The organism is Verrucomicrobiaceae bacterium, from assembly GCA_016713035.1.
Classification (GTDB): domain Bacteria; phylum Verrucomicrobiota; class Verrucomicrobiia; order Verrucomicrobiales; family Verrucomicrobiaceae; genus Prosthecobacter.
In genome coordinates this window covers 232,964-250,763 of the sequence record JADJPW010000007.1, presented here as the reverse complement: position 1 = coordinate 250,763, position 17,800 = coordinate 232,964, and the positions used below count along the sequence as shown (strand labels likewise).

Sequence of the window (17,800 nt, the reverse complement as noted above, 5' to 3'; positions counted from 1 at the left end):
AGAGCGTGGTTTATAGGTGTGTGAGGTGCAGAAGTAGGATACGGCGCATCTCCACGATGGCCTCGGGGCGTGCGTGGACGCTGTGGTCGGAGGTGACGATAAGCTCGGACTCGACGCCTGCGAGGTGGGAACTATGATAGGGCACAAAGCCGTCGGAGCAATTCGGATCGGCGAGTGCCTTGCCATCGTGATTGCCGATGATGGAGTGGAGATGCACACCTCTGCGGAAGGGCAGCGTGTTGGCGACTCTCACATAAGGCGAGTGCGGGGAGAGATTGTCCACGCTGGTGGGCATCCCGTGTCCGAAGACCTCGCTGAGCAGGGGATCGCGTGTGGCGATGTTTTGTACGACTTGCATAGTGCCGCCAAAGGCCTGGAGAGGGAGATTGACGAGTTTCCGACCGAGATGGGCCAACCGCGTGTCAGCGACCTCGCTGCCGCGATGCGGCGTGGCGGCGAAGATGACGCGGCTGATGTTTGGATTGGCCTGGAACTCAAAAAACGGGCGCAGCTTCGCGTGTTCTTTTTCGCTGATGCTGAGTTTGTGCGAGTCCGCGCCGAGGATGTCGAGCCAGCGCTGCTCGGTGCTGCTCTGCACCTGCGCTTTGCTGACGAGGCCGCCCATGCTGTGGCCGATGAGCACCATGTTCCGCGCGGTGCTGCCTGCGCCTTCTTTGACGAGGGTGCTGTGCAGTGTGGCGAGCTTCTCCCGTAGTTTTTCCGAGCTGAAGCCGATGGGGACGCCAGATGGATAGCGGAAGGCATAAATCTGATAGCGACGGCGAATGACGGGATCGGCGGATAAGGTGTGAGTGACGGTCTCCCACGTCGCAGGCCGCGACATGAGGCCGTGTACGAGCACGAGCGGGATTTTCGCCGGATCAGGATGCTCCAGCGTGTAGAGGCCGAGCTTGTCCATGTGGTTCGCACTCCGCAGCAGGGCTTTGAGTCCCGCCATCTGGGCTTGTTTGATGGTGGCGAGGTATTCGCCATGCGCCGTGAAGTCGGCTGCGAGCGGCTGTGAGCGGCCCTGGAGCCGCACGCTGTCTGTCTCACGCGGATCGTGCAGAGTGAGCGTGGCAGTGCGCTGTCCTTTGAGGCTGCGGCTAAAGTCGAGCGTGGCGGTGACTGGTGAGATGTAGCCCGCCTCGGACATGAATGGCTCGGCGGCTTTGCGCTCGGCGGAGTAGCTCCAGTGCGCAACCATCGGTGTGCCCACGCCATCGCGAAGGCTGCGATCTTTGAACTCTTTGCTCTTGATCGAAGCAGCGGGGATCAGCTCATCAAAGCGCAGATGAGCCGGGAAACGAGATTCCAGCGTGTAGCGTGGCCCTGCGGACGATTTGCGAGCGACGACTGCGGCGTAAGCCTGCCGCTGCTCTGGCGAGGCGATCCCTCGTGTCATGATCTGCTCGGCCTCTGTGAGCGCAGCCGTGAGTTTTTCGTCCTGAGTGCCCGAAACTGCTCCAGGGGCCGCTGCGCGGTTTTGCAGCGGTAGGCTGCAAGATGACAAACCAAGCGAAAGCAGGGCGATGAGTGAAGAGAAGCGGAATAGCATCAGAAGTTAAAAGAAAGCTGGGCGTAGCCGAAGTGGGCGACATCACTGGCACCGGTTTGAGCGAGGTAGTCGCCGGGGAGAAAGAGGGCGTAGCCGGTTTGCAGTGCCATGTGTGAGTTGAAGGTGTACCAGGCGTTCACATTGAATTCAGTGCCACGGTAGTTGCTTGCGCTGCGGGCTGCAGCGTTCACAGGGCGCACGGTGGTGCTGGTGTTGGAGCCGAACCACGCGTCATTGTTCGTGGCGTTCCAGAAGGCCATGGCATCCAGGCTGAGCTTCAGTTTCTCCGTGGGCTGCATGGTGAAGTTGAGCTGAAGATTGTGCATATTCATCCAGGCGGTGGTGTCCATGTAGCCAAAGAGAGCGTGGTTTCCGGGGAAGAAGTTCTGGAAGGTAGAGCTGCGTCCATCCGTGGCGTCTTCATCGCCGCTGGCGTAGTTGTACTGCACTCCGAGGCGGGGTTTCCAGTCGTGGGTGAAGTTATACCCGCCGCCCCAGTGACCTGCGAAGGCTCGGTGACTGAGTCCGCCAGCTTTGCCAAACTGCGCGGTCATTTCAACATCGTAGTCCCAGTTGGCGAGCTGCTTGGGGTCGCCTTTCATGAGGGTGCCGATGCTCCAGACGTTCGTGCGGCCCACGGCTCCGAGCGGTGCTCCAGCGGCACCGGGGACTTTGTCGAGCACTTGATTGAGCACATAAAAGTCCGTTTTGCTCTGCCAGGGAATGAGAGACTTCGAGGAGAAGTACACGCCGCTGTCGATGGCGTTGCGTGCCTCGGTCGTGTCGAAGATGTCAGACTGATTCCATTGGTTGTTATTGAAGGTCACGGGGCTGCCGGTGAAGAAATCCAGCTCCCAGGTTTCGGTGGCGTAGCGCAGACGCACGGCGTCCCAGGCACGAGTGGAGTTCAGCCACTGCGGATTACCGATCAGGCGCTGACTGCCGTAGTTCAGTGGCTGGCGACCCACACGCAGGCTGAGATGATCGCGGTCATGGCCGATCTCGATCCACGCCTGCAAGATGTCGAGAACGTCATCCCCATCCGCGCCGAAGGTGCCGACATTGTTCGGGCGGCTGCCGCCGAGCTCGCGGATGTCCTGGCCTTGCACATAGACCTTGAGCCAGTCGTTAGCATGAAAGAGCGCACCGAGTCGGAAGCGTGTTAGCAGCCACGAGGCGTCTTTGGGATCATTGACGCTGCTGTCGAAGTCGCTGTTGTTCTCGCGTATTTCAAAGCGGGTATTGAAATAGGCATCGAAGACGAGGCGACCCTCCGCCAGCGAGTAGCGATCCTTCAAATCCGGCCGTCCATCCGCGAAACTCGTCGGGTAATGCCAGCCCGCTGCCTGGGCGATCCCGGCGGTCTGACTGCCAGCGGATTGAGCTTTTGCCGTGATGCCAGCGGCGAGAACCGCAGCCATGATGCAGAGTGATTTTTTCATGAGTGTGAAGGTGGTTCGTTTTGTAGGCGACTCAGAATGGATCACAGCCAGATGACGCGGCCAGAGTGCAGGTCATACACAGCGCCGACGATTTTCACCTCTCCCTCACGCACGGCTTTGGCGAGAGCGGGGTCTGCCATGAGCTGGCTGATGACGAGCTTCACATTCGAGGTGACTGCTCGGGCGATTTGCGAGTCACGCGAGCCTCCTGTGCCCGCCATTTTCACCGCAGGAGAGATGTCATCCACGAGTCGCTGGACATGGCCGCCTGCCGCCTTGTGCGTGGCACAGGCATCCACCGCGGCGGTGACGGCACCGCAGCTCTCGTGGCCCATCACGACGATGACCGGCGTCTTCAGATGCTCCACCGCGTATTCGAGACTGCCCAGCGTGGCATCATCCGCGACATGGCCCGCCTCACGCACGACGAACAAATCGCCCAGCCCTAAATCGAAAATGAGTTCCGGCGGCACCCGGGAGTCCGAGCAACTCAGCACCGTAGCGATGGGATGCTGTCCCGTGACGAGCTGATGAACACGCCTCCCGCCCTGGTCTGGGTGTCTCAGAAGGTGATTCACAAAGTGGCGATTGCCCCGTTTCAATTTGGTGATGACTTGAGAAGCTGTGGGCATCTTTGGTGCTGCTGCTGTCGGCGCGTGATGCTGAACTGCTGTGCAACTGGTGAGGATGGCGCAGGAGAGGGCGATGAGGCGGATGTTCATGGGTGAGGTAGCGACGGTTTAGATGATTCAGTGAGGTTGATTCAATAAGGCCGAGCCGGGACAACTGGCACCCCTTTGACGATAACGCAACGGGTGTAGACCGTCTGCCCGTTAATGATGAACGGGTAGTAGTAGATGCCGCCGCAGTAGTAATAGTTCACGCCGACAAAGGTGTGCCGAGAATAGCCTGTGGGAAGCCCATACATGTAGGGTGCCGGATTGCGCGGGTCGAACGGTCCGCGTGGATCAAACACGCCCCGTGGGTCATAAGCACCGCGCGGATTATGAATGCCCCGTGGATTGGATGGGTAACGTGGGCCAGCCATTGATTCGGCAACGATGACGGTGAAAAGGATGCCGATGATGAGCGGCAAAGCGCTAGCTGAGGAATAGAGTTTCATAGAGATGGCTTCAGTAAGGTTGTGAGGTGAGATCAGCGGCTCTTCAGCATTTTCACCTTTTGTGAGTCTGCTGCTGGACGTTTGGTGAACAGGGCGGCATCGACGGGTGCATTCAGTTCCCATTTGGTGAGGCGGATGTCCCAGTTCAAGCCGCCGGCAAAGGTGAGTAGGTAGCGCCGTGGGAGGCCGTCATTTTTCCCCACCCAAAGATCGCCCGTCATGCCCTCTTGCTCAAAGTGCAGACGATCGCAACGGGTGAAGCCCACCCATTCTCCGTGCATCACTTTGGCGGAGGTCACATTCATCATAAGCTGCGCCGCCACATCCGTAGCAAGCAACTCTGCCACTGGTGGACGAAAGCCGAACTTCTTCGCCACCAAGTCCGCAAACTCCTCCACCGACCCGGCTTTGAAAGACTCCAAAGCATGGTGTTTGAGTCCAGGATGCATCAAGCAAAGCTCGCTGCCGTTGAAGGCGACTTCGCGTGTCTCGTCACCCGCGTGCTGGATGGCATAGAAGCGATTCGGGCGCTGCGCGGAGATATGCAGCGCCCCTTTCTCATGAGCAGCACCCACACCCAGTCGCGGATCGAGCGTATGCTTGGCCGTTAATTTGATGGTCTGCGCAGCCTGAAGTTTTTCGCCTACCGCCCTGGCCAGCGCCGTCGCTTCAGGTTCGATCTGAGCTTGTGCGTGATGAGTGCTCAATGCCAGCAAAGAGGCAATGACGAACAATGGGAGTACGAAAGAGTGTATTTTCATGATCTAGGAGGTGGCGATAAGGGTGCCCGCATGAAGGTGATTTGCCATTGGCCGGAAAAAATGACGCACGATGTGTAGCTATTTTTTGAAGCGATCTATTTGCTGGGCAGTCTGCGATGCGCGTAACGCACTCGAATATTTTGTCTTGTTCATCCTTGGGGCATCTTACAGAGTCGGCGCTTCATGAAAAAAATGGGACCAATCGCACTTAAGGGCATCGCTTGGATCGTTACGTTGGGCTGTGTGACTTGGGCATTCGGTGCGCTCCATTACGACTTCCCGTTTGGGCGAGGCGTGGTGTCTTGGGTGTTTCTCATCGCCATAGCGACGGTGCTCGTTCTAATGCGGACGATGCTAAGGAAGTTCGCGGTGGTGGCGCTGCTTTTTGCTGCTGTGCTCAGCTGGTGGCTGACACTTGTCCCCAGTAACGATCGTCAATGGCTGGCCAACAACGCCGAGTTGGCATGGGCTGAGGTGGTCGGTGAAAGAGTGACGCTGCATAACGTGCGCAACTTTGATCATCAATCAGGGCACACAGAACCGGCGCCACGATGGGAATCTCGCACGGTGGACCTCACCAAGCTCACGGGGGTGGATCTTTTCATCAACCAGTGGGGTTCTCCGCTCATGGCGCACCCGATTGTCAGCTTCCAGTTCACGGATGCGCCGCCGCTTTGCTTCTCCATCGAGACGCGGAAGGAAATGGGCGAGGGTTACTCCGCCATCGGTGGCTTCTACCGTCAGTTTGAGCTCATTTACATAGTGGCTGATGAGCGGGATGTCATCCGCCTGCGCACCAATCTGACCGGCGGCGAGACGACACGTCTCTACCGCACGACGCTCGGCCCTGGCGCTGCCCGTGAACGCTTCATGGAGTATGTTCACTCACTCAATCAGCTGAAAAAGCAGCCGCGCTGGTATAATGCGGTCACCACCAATTGTACCACGAGCATTCGTGCGCAGCATCCCACACAGGAGCGGGCCAAGTGGGACTGGCGCATCCTGGCGAATGGTTCGCTCGATGAGTTGTTGTTCGAGCGGGGAGCTATCCGCACCGCCGACCTCACGCTTGCTGAGTTGAAAGCCAAATCTCTGATCAATGCCGAAGCACGGGCCGCTGACCTCGATCCTGATTTTTCCAAACGTATCCGTGTGGGGCGGCCCGGCTTCTGACGGCGATTCACTCAAGGATTCGATGCAGTGCCAGTGAGCGGGATGTCGTAGTGCGGTGTGTCGGGGTCGTCGCTGGGGATGCGCAGGAAGGCGGACTTCGAGCCTGCGGTGGTGGGGCGGAAGGTGATGCTCAGGTTTTGACTGCCATTCGGGTCGATTTGGTTGCTGAGGCTGCTGGTGTCGAGCACGAAGTCAGAAACATCGGTGCCGTAGAGTAGTGGGGTGGCTGTGGTAAGCTTTTCGTTGCCGCGATTTTTGATTTTCAAGGTTTTCACACTGCCGCTGCCCTGGAGCACAAGGGGAGCAGCTCTCTGAATGATGCCGAGTGACTGAATCCCGGCTGCGGTGATGGCGCGGGCGCGGAAATCTGTGGGAGTCGGGATGGATGTGTCTTTGCCACCCCAGGCGATGACACTGCCATCGCTCTTCAGGGCGAGGCTGTGTAAAGTCCCGCTGGCGATGGCGATGACGTCGCTTTTTGCTTCAGTGGGCACGGTGGCCTGGCCCAAGCTATTGTGTCCCCAGGCGATTACAGAGCCGTCGCTTTTCAGAGCCAGCGCATGCTCGGAGCCTGCGCTGATGCTGATCACACCGGAGCGGGCACCTTCAGGCACATCGGTCTGGCCGACACGGTTCAGTCCCCAGGCCACCACAGAGCCGTCTTTTTTCAAAGCCACATTAAACAAGCCTCCAGCCGAAATGGCGATGATGTCCGAAAGTCCACTGGGAGCCGAGACAAAGTCGAAGCCACGCCCACCCCAGGTGACGACGCTGCCGTCTTTTTTCAGTGCCAGCGAGTGCATCCTGCCTCCGCTGACCGCCACCACATCCGTGAGTCCGGGCGGCACATCGCACTGTCCCTGGGTATTCGTTCCCCAGGCCACCACGCTGCCATCCGCCCGCACTGCCAGCGCATGAGTGGCATAACTGCCTGCCCCGATGGCGATCACATCCGTCAAACCAACGGGCAGGCTGATTTCGACGTTCTTGTTGTTTCCCCAGACGAAGAGGGTGCCGTCCTTTTTTAGCGCGAGATGGAATCCGAAGCCCGAAACGACGTTTTTGACATTCTGGAGTTCAACTGAGACATCCAAGCCAGCGCCAAAATTCTGCGCTGTGATGGTGACGGGCAATGCGGCTCCCTTTTCATCCTCGACCAAGATGTCTCCGCCGCTCTCCTCCTTTGCCTGGGAGCCGGGAGCGGCAGGCGGGGATGCTGAGGGATAAAAAACGGCCGCTGCGATCAATCCCAGCACTCCCACGAAAACCGCGATCCATCGCCCCGTTTTGCCCCCGGGCTTTGATTGGGGATCTGTTCCGACTTTTGACTCCGGTTTGGCCTGGAGCACGCTTTGCACATCGGTCTGCAATGCCTGCGCCGTCTGGTAGCGATGCTCAGGATCGGCCTGCATGGCTTTTTTGGATGATGTCATCGAATGCAGGAGACACGGCCACAGCCGAGCTGACAGGCTTGAATACGCCACGCGGTATCTGGCCGGTGAGCATGTTGTAGAGCATCACGCCCACGGCATAGAGGTCGGCACGATGATCCACCACCATGCCCGTGAGCAGCGACTCCGGGGCGACGAACTCCGGCGTGCCCAACGTCATGCCAGTCTGGGTCATTTGTGACAGTGCATGGTCATGCTGCTTCGCGAGGCCAAAGTCCGCCACTTTCACCTGACTCTGCCGCGTGACGAGGATGTTCCCCGGTTTGATGTCCCGGTGCACGATGTCGGCCTCATGCGCGTAGTGCAGCGCCGCGCAGACATCCGCTGTGATGCTCGCTGCGTGCTCGGGCGGCAGTTTACCACTCGCCGCCACCATGCGGGCCACATCGGTGCCATCCACATGCTCCATGACGAAGTAACACTAGCCATCCACTAGCGTGCCAAAGTCATACACATGCACGATGCCGGGGTGATTCATGCGTGCGAGTAGCCGTGCTTCGTTTTTGAATCGCTCGACAAAACCTGCCTCACGTTCCGCCGTCTCCGCTGGCAGCACTTTGATCGCGACCAGCCGATCCAGCGTGGGCTGCCGCGCACGATACACCGCTCCCATGCCGCCGCGTCCGATCAGCTCGATGAGTTCATAGTCTGGCAGCATCGGTTGCAGATCGGCCACGCTAGGTGGTTGCCAGGCTTTGATGCCGGGTGCTATCGCGTCATCATCATCGTCCACATCCTCACCACCGGCCAACATGCAGCGCGGGCAGATGCCACCGGGCACCAGCGCCGCATCAAAACGATGCTGGCAATCTGGGCAGGTGGTCCAGTGGATGATGGCGGTGGCTTCGGTCATTGGCGGTAGGGCAGGGGATCGGTGTGTGCTTTGCCGTCACCAGCGAAAACTGACGCTGAAAATTCGATCACGTACCACTCAAGATACGAATCAGGTAGGCTCGCTCCTCTGCCACAGCCTCGGGCCCATCCACTGTCTCGGCGATTTCGAGCTCCAGCAGCTTCCGGTAGCGAGAGCGCATCCGCTTTACTGACTGCGCTACCGCATCGGGTGTCATCGCGAGGCTTTGAGCGATCTCGGCATGGCTTTGTTCCATTCCATTCCAGGCGAGAGCAGGCTCCAGCCGATCAAACAATCTCTCGCTCCCCCGCGCCACATACTCCGCCCGCAGTCGCTAAAGCACCAGCTCCAACAAACTGTAAGCCCAGCGCCGATCAAAGGCATGGTCTGGCGACTCGCAATCCACTGGCTGCATTTGCAGTGCCGCCTCAGAATCCTCCAGAGATACCACCTGCGTCCCATCGCCACGCTTCAGCCGCGTCTTATCACGATGAATCTCGCTTAGCTGCTTCTGAAAAGCCCCGAGCAAAAACGAACGCAGACGTCCCACTGCCTCATCCGCGCTACGCAGTGACCCACGGCTCACCAGCGAGTGGCAAAACATCTGCACCGCATCCTCCGCATCCTGCTGATTCAGCCCCGTACGCCGCGCATACACATACAGCGGACGCCAGTAAGCCTGCAAAAGCTGCCCCAATGCCACCTCCGCCGCCTGCTCATCCACCGCCCCGGCCCGCCGCACCAATGACCACCGCGTCATCGGAAACACTTGGGCATGAGGCTCCGCAGCCGGAGTGGATGTCGTGGTCGGGGGGGGCATGAATTAGGGATATATCCCCCTATGTTCATAAATAAACGTCATATCTGCTGACAATGAGAAGTTTATTGGATGCATGATTTGCCCAATCGTTTTTGCGCCAGCAAAGTAGCCATCTGACTCCGCAAAATGAGCTTAACTTTCTTGCCAACACCTCACGTTTTTCCTGTTCGATGACGAAATCCCCATTCAACGCCCCACGCTCCTCTCGCGGATCGAGAGGGCTGCTTTGCTTCGCGATTGCGGCCACTTTGTCCCACGCTGCGGACGACACACCAAAGCTCGTGCAGCAGTTTCTCGGCAAATACTGCCTGGAGTGCCATGACGCGGATGTGCAGAAGGGCGATCGGGCTTTCGACAAGTTCGCGCTGCCGCTGAAGTCGGTGAACGAGCTCATTGATGCCCGCGACATCATCGACCAGCTCACGCTGAAGGAAATGCCGCCAAAGAAGGCCGATCAGCCGAATGACGAGGAGCGCATCGCCATGATCCGTGCCCTCCGCGATGGCACGGTGGCCGCGCATGGCAAATTTCAGAGCACCGGCAGCCGCACCGTGATGCGCCGCCTTTCCAGCCGCGAGTATGAAAACACGCTCGCGGTGCTGTTTGGACGTCGCGTGGACACGCTCGGCCTCACGGCGCAGTTTCCGAAGGAGAAGACCACCGAGCACATGGACACGATCGGCAAGTCGCTCGTGACCTCCGGGTTCCTCGTCGATCAGTATTTCCAATCCGCGAATCGCCTCGTCGAGGCCCGTCTCGGCAAACCGGCGCCGCCGCCGAAGGATTGGAAGTTCAACAGCCACTTCGTGCAATACGAGGAACTGCAGGGCTCGCACAAAAGCGCCTTCAACTACCGCTACCTCAACATCTACGAGCAGCCAAATAGCGACACACGCCAGGGCGGCTACGGCCACATCGAGGACTTCAAGCAAGGCGTGCCCGCCGCCGGCCTCTATGACCTCGAAGTCGAGGCCGCCGCGATGCATCGCGACACGCACTACGATCCCGCCATCTTCGGCATCGACTTCTCCGAGCCCTTCATCCTCGGCGTCGTGCCCGGCGATGTCACTGCGGGCCACATTCACTATCCGCAGCCCATCGAGCCCGTGCTCGCCACCGCCGTCGTGCCGGACAACACGCCGACGCGGCTCAAATTCCGCGTGTGGCTCGAAGCCGGGCAAACACCGCGCTTCATCTTCCCGAACGGCCCGTATGAATCCCGCGCCTCTGTCGTCACGATCAACAAACGCTACAAAGACGAGTTCAAGAGCGATGTCGGCAGCTCAGGCGTCGGTCGTGCGCACATTTTGAAGGAGGGCAAGCTCCCGCACATCCGCATCAGCGAGATCGTGATCCATGGCCCCGTGCCGGAAAATCATGGCAGCGTCGAGGAAGCGGCCGTTTTCGGCAAAGACGGCTTTCAGGAGGCCAAGGCGCTCGATCAATTGAATGCCTTCGCCGAACGCGCCTACCGTCGCCCGCTCGCCGAGGCCGACCGCCAGCCGATCAAGGCTATGTATGACAAACGCCTCGCGGAAAAAGCCACGCCACGCCAGGCCGCGCTCGATGCGCTGAAGCTCATCCTGTGCTCGCCGAGCTTCCTCTACCTCAGCGAGATCACCGACGAGTCGGCGAAGGCCCTGAAGCCCTACGACCTCGCCTCGCGCCTCTCCTTTGCCCTCTGGGCCACACCGCCGGATGACGCGCTGCTCGCCTCCGCAAAGTCCGCCAAGCTCACGCAGGATGCCGAATTGAAAAAGCAAATCGAGCGCATGATCGCCGATGAGCGCATCACCGGCTTCGTGAACGGCTTCCTCGATAGCTGGCTCAATCTCCGCGACCTAGGCTCGCAGCCGCCGCCGCGTGAAAACTTCCGCTCCTACTACGCCGAGGACCTGCCTAGCTCGATGAAGGCCGAGGCACGGCTGTTTTTCCGCGATCTGCTCAAGAACAACAGCAGCGCCGCGCAGTTCATCGACTGCGAGCACACCTTCGTGGACAAGAAACTCGCCAAACTCTACGAACTGCCGGAGAAGGACAAACTGCGCCTCGCCGATGGCTTCCAAAAAGTCAGCCTCAAAGGCAACAATCATCGCGGCGGCCTGCTCGGCATGGCCGCGGTGCTCACCGTGAGTGCCAACGGCGTCGAGACCTCGCCCGTCACGCGCGGCGTGTGGGTCACGGAGAATTTCCTCGGCGTCCCGCCGCCACCGCCGCCGGATGTCGTTCCCGCCATTGATCCCGATGTCAGCGGCGCCACCACCATCCGCGACCGCCTTGCCAAGCATCGCGCCGACGCCGCCTGCGCCGAGTGCCATCGCAAGATCGACCCGCTCGGCTTCAGCCTCGAAGCCTACGACCCCGTCGGCCGCTGGCGCAAAAAATACCCCGCCGCCAGCAAGAAGGCCAAACCCGCCGACATCGACACCACCGGCGAATTCCCCTCCGGCGAGACCTACGCCGACTTCACCGGCTTCAAGAAGGTCATCCGCGACACCCGCAGTGATCTCTTCACCCGCCACCTCGTCCGCCAGCTCCTCACCTACACCACCGGCCGCACCATGGAGCTCAACGACGACATCCCTCTCGATCAACTTCACGACAAAGTGAAGAAGCAGGGCCTCGGGCTGAAGACGCTCATGGTCGAGTGCTTGATGAGCGAGATGTTCCGGTCGAGGTGAGTCACCAAACGTAGCCCGAATCTCCAGATTCGGGTTTTGATCACATTTCTGTCGACATCGTAGCGACAATCAAAATCATTGAAGCATGTCCGAACGAGTTCCTTGCAAAGAGTGTGGTGCTACCATTTTGCCTTCCACGGCGGCTGCGACAGGTGGTGTCTGTATGGCGTGCAAACAGGGTATCCGACAGAATCTTGAGCGTTCGAAGAAATACTATGAAGAGCAGCGCAAAACAAACCCCGAAAGAGATTACTGGTCGGCGCTAATCCATCGAATCTACAAGACACCCGAAGGCTACGAAGGTCTTTCCGAAGTTGAGCGAGTTTATTACCTCACATGCGTGGTGAACGGAGAAGTTCACAATGGTGGCCTGCATCAGTTTTACTCCAATAGCTCCGGTGATCGGTATGCCGAGACGCTTTCCGCTCTCGAAGAGCTGGACGCTTGGCACAGTCGCCGCATTCTCGCGAGGTCGTGTGAGCTTTTGTTTCCAGGAATGACTGAACCTCCCAAAGATCGAGATGAGAGATTCGATGTCCTGCCTTGGTGGCGGAAAGAGCCCACCGATCCGCCCGCAAGCTGGGCTGAGGAGCTTGATCGACTCGATAAACAGTTTTGGGATGATCCAGACGGGCTTTCCGAACGACTGACTGCGTGGGGCGTTTCAAAGGGCCTATTCATTCCTAAACTCACGGATTAAAGTTCACTTCCTCCCGGCTCCATAGTTCGGATGCCGTTTGTCATGTCGGACGGACAAAACACGGACACGGTCGGAGTGGATGCGGTAGAGGATCGTGTATGGAAAGCGCTTCAAATGAGCCTTGCGGCGTCCCTGTGATGCCTGCGGGAAGGCTTGTGGATTATCTGCGATCTGTGCCAGGACACGTTCGACCTCCTGAAAGTATTCATCACCCAGGCGGTCCTTGCGCTCATCATACCAAGCACAAGCATCATCCACTTCGCGTTGAACGGCGATGTGATACGTCAGCTTCACGACCGACGGCGATTTGAAAAGTGACCGAGAAACGCCTCGTGGCTGATTTCGAGGGATGGGTTCTTCTCCAACTCGTCCTCACGCTGATCGAGCATGGACTCCAGTTCATCATCGACCTCCACCACACGCGAGCGGGTGGACTCCCACAGGCTAGATGCTACCCGGCAACGGTCCTGCGGAGCAAGCTCCATCGCGGAGGACATCACGGATTCGTAAGTTGTGTTCATGAGGTGATTGTATTCACCACCACCCCCAAGGTCAACGAGCGAGATTTTGGCTTGATCCTGATCCTTTCACTTCACTAGAACTACTACTGCCGAACCTATGCCACGCTCGTCTTACAGCGGCGGCATCGGCTAAAGTGCGACGTCCGTCTTCGGCTAAAGCCGAAGCCAAATCGCCTGACGAGTACCAATGACTGTCCACTTGCCTGAATGGCTCTGGGCCACTAAAATCGCCCCATGAGCGTTACCTTGACCATCGACGAAGCCCTGCTCCACGAAGCGGAGCAGGCAACGAACATTCATGACTGGTCGGCACTGGTGAAAAAGGACTGCAAGTTCTCTCTCAGCGCTCCGCACGCACCGAAGTGGCGCAGACTCCTTTTGACTTTGATGCCGCTCTCGCAGCTGCTGCCGAGTTGCCTGACCTTAGCGATGAGGATTTCGTGCAGTTTGGGAAGGAAATGAATCGCCCACTCTCCGCCGCCTGGAACTGATGCGATTGATTGCTGACAGCACCGTGCTCATCGACATGTGGCGGCTGCGCCGTGAGCCGCACCGTTTGCTACAGCTTCGCTCTCATCTGACAGAACCGGTGATGCCCTGGCAGGTGCTTTTCGAGTTTGCTCGTGGTGCCTATCGAAAAGGCGTGATGGATGCTGCATTGCGAAGGTTCCTTGCCCCTTTCGGCACCTTGCCCATCACCGAGGCTCAGGTCTGGCGAGCAGCGCGGATCGAAGCTGATCTGGCGCTTTTAGGCGAAACCATCGGCTCTGCCGACACCTGGATCGCTGCTGCCGCCTTGGAAAACGGTTTGCCCGTGCTCACGCAGAACACCCGGCATTTCACCCGCTTCCCAGGCGTGCAGGTCATTGGGTATTCGATCCTGCCGTGAAGCTGCCGCCATGCCGTCCCTCTGCTCCAATCTAAGATTTGTTTGGGAATATCTCATTCAGGGGAAGCACCGGCTTCCTCAGGTTACCCCGCCTCCTGACTTCGACTATCCAGTACCAGATGATCGTTTGATGAACTTCCTCCTTGGGATGTATCGTGAGCATGGTGCCTCAGCAGTCCGGGTGGGAAACTGGATATGCGTCGATGGTGGGCGCTTGTTTACCAGAGCCGCACATTTCGATCACCTAAGGCATCCGCAAAATTTGATCCTGCAGGCTGACTTTGTGACTGTTACAATACAAGGACAGCACATAATCGAATCGTTTGCCGGGATTGGTCCTGATTTCACATCTGCTCTGCAAGATGCCTGCAAAAGTTTCCAAGATTGCAGCTTTCATGCGTTGTTTGTGACACTCCTTGGCCGCCCATGTGAGCATGTAGATCGAGAGGTTTGGAGTATTGGAGGACAAAATCGACAGATCACGCTCGGATGGCTTCGATACCGGGGAGATTTTCCAACCGATCAGTGGGCACCCATTTTTGAGGGACTGCAAAAGCATCTGGAGTCCTTTTCACTCACGCGAGGTCTTCATTGGGTGAGATACTTTTACTCCCATGTGCCGTCACAGGCTCCCACCATCGAGGTTTTGATCGATAACGAGATTTCTGAGCCTCTACAGAGTCTGGCGGCTAACTTGCCCTTGGCCACAAGTGGAGCAGTTTACTCCACGAGGCTGTTTTTCACTATTCAGGATGCGACGACCTAAGTTGGTAATTCACTCCAACAACCACTGCAAAGCCGTCAGCACTCTCGTCTTCGCGGGTAGTGCCAGATTTGGGAACCCGGTTTGTTGCAAGGTGATAAGGGGTGCAGCTCGCTTTGGAGTGTATGTTCGGCGCTGGCAGCGGCGCAGTTGAGAGATAAAATGAAATGACCGAGTGCTCACAGATGCGCGAGGCCAATGACGAATTTTGTTTCCACGCATATTCGGCTTTCGGAAAGGATTTGCCCCCCCCCTGGATGCAGTCGGCGCATGGATTCCACGCCGTCCATGTTGGACTGATAGACCTCGCGGCGTGGCCCGTTTGATCCGACCCTGAATCAATCACCACATGCACTCGCCTAGACTCTCGCTCTGCTCACTCCTCCTCGCGCTGCTCACCACGGCTGCGCACGCTGAAATCAAGCTGCCCGCCATCATCGGCGATCACATGGTGCTCCAGCAAAAGAACGCGAATCCTATCTGGGGCTGGGACACGCCGGGTGATGAAGGTCACGGTGAATTTTGGTGGCCAGACGAAGTCGGCGGTGGCCGATGCCAAGGGAAATGGACCGTGAAGCTCGATCCCGTGCCTGCCAGTGCAAAGCCCGCCACCATGAGCATCGCCGGCACGAATAAGGTCGAGCTCAAAAACATCCTCGTCGGTGAGGTGTGGATCTGCTCCGGCCAGTCGAACATGCAGTGGACCGTGGCGCAGAGCTATGATGGAGATTTGGAGATCGCGACGGCGAAATTTCCGCAGATCCGCCTCATTTCCGTGCCGCAGGTCGGCACGCAGGAGCCGCAGGATGACTTCAAGGGTGAGTGGGCAGAGTGCTCACCTGCGAATGTAGGCGAGTTCAGCGGTGTGGGCTTTCTCTTTGGCCGTACGCTGCATCAGGCGCTGGATGTGCCCGTGGGGCTCATCGACAATGCCTGGGGCGGCAGTGCAGCGGAGGCCTGGGTGCGCCGCGATGTGCTGGAGAAGGATGGACGCTTCAAAACCCTGCTCGATGGCTGGGCTAGCCGTGAAAAAGACCTCACGAGTGATGCTGCGAAGCAGAAATACGAAACCGCACTCGCAGGATGGAAAAAGCGCTCCGAGGAGGCCAAAGCCGCCAAAAAGCCCTTCAACGAGCGTGCTCCACAGAGCCCGCAGCAGCGGCTCTGGCAACAATCGCCCTGCAAACATCTACAACGGCGTTTTGCGTCCCACCATCGGCTACGGCATCAAGGGGGCCATCTGGTATCAGGGCGAGAGCAATGCCTCCCGTGCCTTTGACAATGCCTCCCGTGCCTTTGAGTACGGCTACCTCTTCCCGCTCATGATCCAGCATTGGCGCAATGAGTGGCAGCAGGGTGATTTCCCCTTCTACTGGGTGCAGTTGGCCGATTTCAAACCCGAGAAGCCACTGCCTGGCGACAGCGACTGGGCAGAGCTGCGTGAGAGCCAGACCAAGACCCAAAATGCCATCAAAAACGGCGGCCAGGCCGTCATCATCGACATCGGCGAAGGCCGCGACATCCACCCGCGCAACAAGCGCGATGTGGCAGACCGCCTGGTGCGCCTCGCACTGGCCAAGGACTAAGGCATGAAGATCCCCTTCCGCAGCCCTGAGTACAAGAGCATCGAGATCGTCGGGAATAAGGCCATCGTCACGCTGGATACCTTTGGCAGCAGCCTCTACTCCTTTGACGACGCTGCTTTGATCAAAGGCCTCGCTATCTGCGGCGAGGATAAAAAATTGGGTCTGGGCCACGGGCAAGCTCGTCGGCACCGACAAGATCGAAGTCAGCGCTGCTGGCGTGGCAAAACCCATCGCCGTGCGCTACGCCTGGAGTGATAATCCTGTGTGCAATCTCTTCAGCAAAGAGGGCCTGCCGGTGACTCCCTTCCGCAGTGACACCTTCCCCATGATCACGCAGCCGAAGTAATCGTCCCTTCAATTCGCATCATTCCAGCCGGGGAGGAGCCACCAAAATGGCCCTCCCCGGCTTTTTTGTGGGCAGAACACCGCTATTGCCAGCTTTTCAAACCCCGCCTAGGATCGTCGTCCGCTTCCAGTCTAGGCTGGGGCGGCTCCTGCTCTGGCGGGACGGCGTTTGCAGGCCGTCCATGCCGCTCCCGCGACTTTTTTAACCGGGGAGATGGGCTAGGGGCCTCCCGTCTGCGCTGTGCAGCGGATCAACTACACATTTATTTTCCATGGGATTTTTCAAGAAACGCAGCGTCGATGACCTCGGCGAAAAGAAGAAAGACATGCCAGAAGGGCTTTGGACCAAGTGCCCCTCCTGCAACGAAAGCCTCTTTGAGGACGCCCTCACCAAGAACCTCCGCGTCTGCACGCATTGCAGCTACCACTTCACCATCAGCAGCGGTGAGCGCATCGTCAGCCTCGTCGACGAAGGCAGTTTTCAGGAAATGGACGCCAAGCTCGACTCGGTGAACGCCCTCGGCTTCAAGGGCTACCTCGACAAAGTGAAGGCCTACCAGAAGAAAACCGGCCTCGGCGAGGCGGTCGTCACCGGACGCGGCAAGATCGAAGACATCGCCGTGCTACTGGCCATCATGGACTTCCGCTTCCTCGGAGCCAGCATGGGCAGTGTCGTGGGGGAGAAAATCACCCGCGCCATCGAGGCTGCCACGGCGGAGAAAAAAGCCCGTCATCGTCTTTTCCGCCTCCGGCGGTGCCCGCATGCATGAGGGCATCCTCAGCCTCATGCAGATGGCGAAGACCAGCGGTGCCCTCGCACGCCATGCAGAGGCGCGGCTGCCCTTCATCTCCGTCCTCACGCATCCCACGACGGGCGGCGTCACGGCCAGCTACGCCACGCTGGGGGATCTCATCATCGCAGAGCCAAAGTGCATGATCGGCTTCGCCGGCCCACGCGTGGTCAAAGAAACGACGCACGCAGATCTGCCCCCTGGCTTCCAGACGGCCGAGTTCATGCTCCAGCATGGGCTGGTGGACATGATCGTCGATCGGAAGGACATGCGCAGCACTTTGGCCAAGGTCCTGCGCTACATGAGCAAGTAAGTCGCGACGATGCATGAGCCATCTTGACCG

18 protein-coding genes and 2 pseudogenes are annotated in these 17,800 nt (G+C 58.6%); 8 read left to right on the top strand and 12 right to left on the bottom strand.

Translation table 11 applies throughout. The features are described from left to right. Positions 1-10: 10 nt before the first annotated feature. From IPK32_20530 to IPK32_20510, 5 genes are read right to left on the bottom strand one after another with little or no spacing between them, the layout of a single operon-like run. Positions 11-1,558, bottom strand: coding sequence for an alpha/beta fold hydrolase (locus IPK32_20530; GenBank protein ID MBK8094276.1), 1,548 nt, complete (start codon positions 1,556-1,558; stop codon positions 11-13). Continuing rightward, a complete protein-coding gene (locus IPK32_20525) occupies positions 1,558-3,000 on the bottom strand; it encodes an alginate export family protein (GenBank protein MBK8094275.1) in 1,443 nt (480 codons plus the stop codon). Before IPK32_20525 ends, IPK32_20530 begins: the two co-directional genes overlap by 1 nt. Positions 3,001-3,041: 41 nt before the next feature. Further along, positions 3,042-3,722 (bottom strand): carbonic anhydrase, encoded by a 681-nt coding sequence (locus IPK32_20520; GenBank protein ID MBK8094274.1) that lies wholly within the window; start codon positions 3,720-3,722, stop codon positions 3,042-3,044. A gap of 41 nt (positions 3,723-3,763) precedes the next feature. Continuing rightward, positions 3,764-4,123 carry a hypothetical protein gene (locus IPK32_20515; protein MBK8094273.1) on the bottom strand — a complete coding sequence of 120 codons (360 nt, stop codon included), beginning with the start codon at positions 4,121-4,123 and terminating at the stop codon, positions 3,764-3,766. Between the two features lie 32 nt (positions 4,124-4,155). Continuing rightward, positions 4,156-4,884, bottom strand: a complete 729-nt coding sequence (locus tag IPK32_20510) for a DUF2092 domain-containing protein (GenBank protein ID MBK8094272.1) — start codon at positions 4,882-4,884, stop codon at positions 4,156-4,158. Positions 4,885-5,067: 183 nt separating this feature from the next. Between IPK32_20510 and IPK32_20505 the strand changes: the two genes are divergently transcribed. After that, the gene (locus IPK32_20505) at positions 5,068-6,057 is read left to right on the top strand and encodes a DUF4105 domain-containing protein (protein MBK8094271.1); all 990 of its coding nucleotides are present in this window, start codon (positions 5,068-5,070) and stop codon (positions 6,055-6,057) included. A gap of 11 nt (positions 6,058-6,068) precedes the next feature. Here IPK32_20505 and IPK32_20500 read toward each other — a convergent pair whose 3' ends face one another. The 5 genes from IPK32_20500 to IPK32_20480 form a co-directional block, all read right to left on the bottom strand. Next, positions 6,069-7,490 carry a choice-of-anchor D domain-containing protein gene (locus tag IPK32_20500; protein MBK8094270.1) on the bottom strand — a complete coding sequence of 474 codons (1,422 nt, stop codon included), beginning with the start codon at positions 7,488-7,490 and terminating at the stop codon, positions 6,069-6,071. Beyond that, positions 7,453-7,917, bottom strand: a complete 465-nt coding sequence (locus IPK32_20495) for a serine/threonine protein kinase (protein ID MBK8094269.1) — start codon at positions 7,915-7,917, stop codon at positions 7,453-7,455. The genes IPK32_20500 and IPK32_20495 overlap by 38 nt, the downstream gene beginning before the upstream one ends. A gap of 12 nt (positions 7,918-7,929) precedes the next feature. Next, on the bottom strand, positions 7,930-8,361 hold the full coding sequence (locus tag IPK32_20490; protein ID MBK8094268.1) for a protein kinase: 432 nt from the start codon (positions 8,359-8,361) through the stop codon (positions 7,930-7,932). 67 nt (positions 8,362-8,428) lie between these two features. Continuing rightward, complete coding sequence (locus IPK32_20485; protein ID MBK8094267.1) at positions 8,429-8,617, bottom strand: hypothetical protein; 189 nt, start codon at positions 8,615-8,617, stop codon at positions 8,429-8,431. Positions 8,618-8,695: 78 nt separating this feature from the next. Then, complete coding sequence (locus IPK32_20480) at positions 8,696-9,181, bottom strand: hypothetical protein (GenBank protein ID MBK8094266.1); 486 nt, start codon at positions 9,179-9,181, stop codon at positions 8,696-8,698. Positions 9,182-9,351: 170 nt separating this feature from the next. On the opposite strand from IPK32_20480, the gene IPK32_20475 reads away from it, so the two are divergent. Both IPK32_20475 and IPK32_20470 read left to right on the top strand, forming a co-directional pair. Next, positions 9,352-11,862, top strand: coding sequence for a DUF1592 domain-containing protein (locus IPK32_20475; GenBank protein ID MBK8094265.1), 2,511 nt, complete (start codon positions 9,352-9,354; stop codon positions 11,860-11,862). A gap of 85 nt (positions 11,863-11,947) precedes the next feature. After that, positions 11,948-12,562 carry a DUF4375 domain-containing protein gene (locus tag IPK32_20470; GenBank protein MBK8094264.1) on the top strand — a complete coding sequence of 205 codons (615 nt, stop codon included), beginning with the start codon at positions 11,948-11,950 and terminating at the stop codon, positions 12,560-12,562. Positions 12,563-12,565: 3 nt separating this feature from the next. Here the strand turns inward: IPK32_20470 and IPK32_20465 are convergent, their stop codons facing one another. Beyond that, on the bottom strand, positions 12,566-12,856 hold the full coding sequence (locus IPK32_20465) for a type II toxin-antitoxin system RelE/ParE family toxin (GenBank protein ID MBK8094263.1): 291 nt from the start codon (positions 12,854-12,856) through the stop codon (positions 12,566-12,568). Beyond that, positions 12,853-13,083: a hypothetical protein gene (locus tag IPK32_20460; GenBank protein ID MBK8094262.1), complete on the bottom strand. Its 231-nt coding sequence runs from the start codon at positions 13,081-13,083 to the stop codon at positions 12,853-12,855. The genes IPK32_20465 and IPK32_20460 overlap by 4 nt, the downstream gene beginning before the upstream one ends. 234 nt (positions 13,084-13,317) lie before the next feature. Here IPK32_20460 and IPK32_20455 point away from each other — a divergent pair, with 234 nt between their 5' ends. The 5 genes and pseudogenes from IPK32_20455 (at position 13,318) to IPK32_20435 (ending at position 17,770) form a co-directional block, all read left to right on the top strand. Continuing rightward, complete coding sequence (locus IPK32_20455; protein MBK8094261.1) at positions 13,318-13,545, top strand: hypothetical protein; 228 nt, start codon at positions 13,318-13,320, stop codon at positions 13,543-13,545. Between the two features lie 34 nt (positions 13,546-13,579). Continuing rightward, entirely contained in the window at positions 13,580-13,972 is a 393-nt protein-coding gene (locus IPK32_20450; protein ID MBK8094260.1) for a type II toxin-antitoxin system VapC family toxin, read from the top strand. 130 nt (positions 13,973-14,102) lie between these two features. Beyond that, entirely contained in the window at positions 14,103-14,738 is a 636-nt protein-coding gene (locus IPK32_20445; protein ID MBK8094259.1) for a hypothetical protein, read from the top strand. A gap of 346 nt (positions 14,739-15,084) precedes the next feature. Continuing rightward, positions 15,085-16,667, top strand: a pseudogene (locus IPK32_20440) (sialate O-acetylesterase). A gap of 271 nt (positions 16,668-16,938) precedes the next feature. After that, positions 16,939-17,770: pseudogene (locus IPK32_20435) on the top strand (acetyl-CoA carboxylase carboxyltransferase subunit beta). Positions 17,771-17,800: the final 30 nt, after the last annotated feature.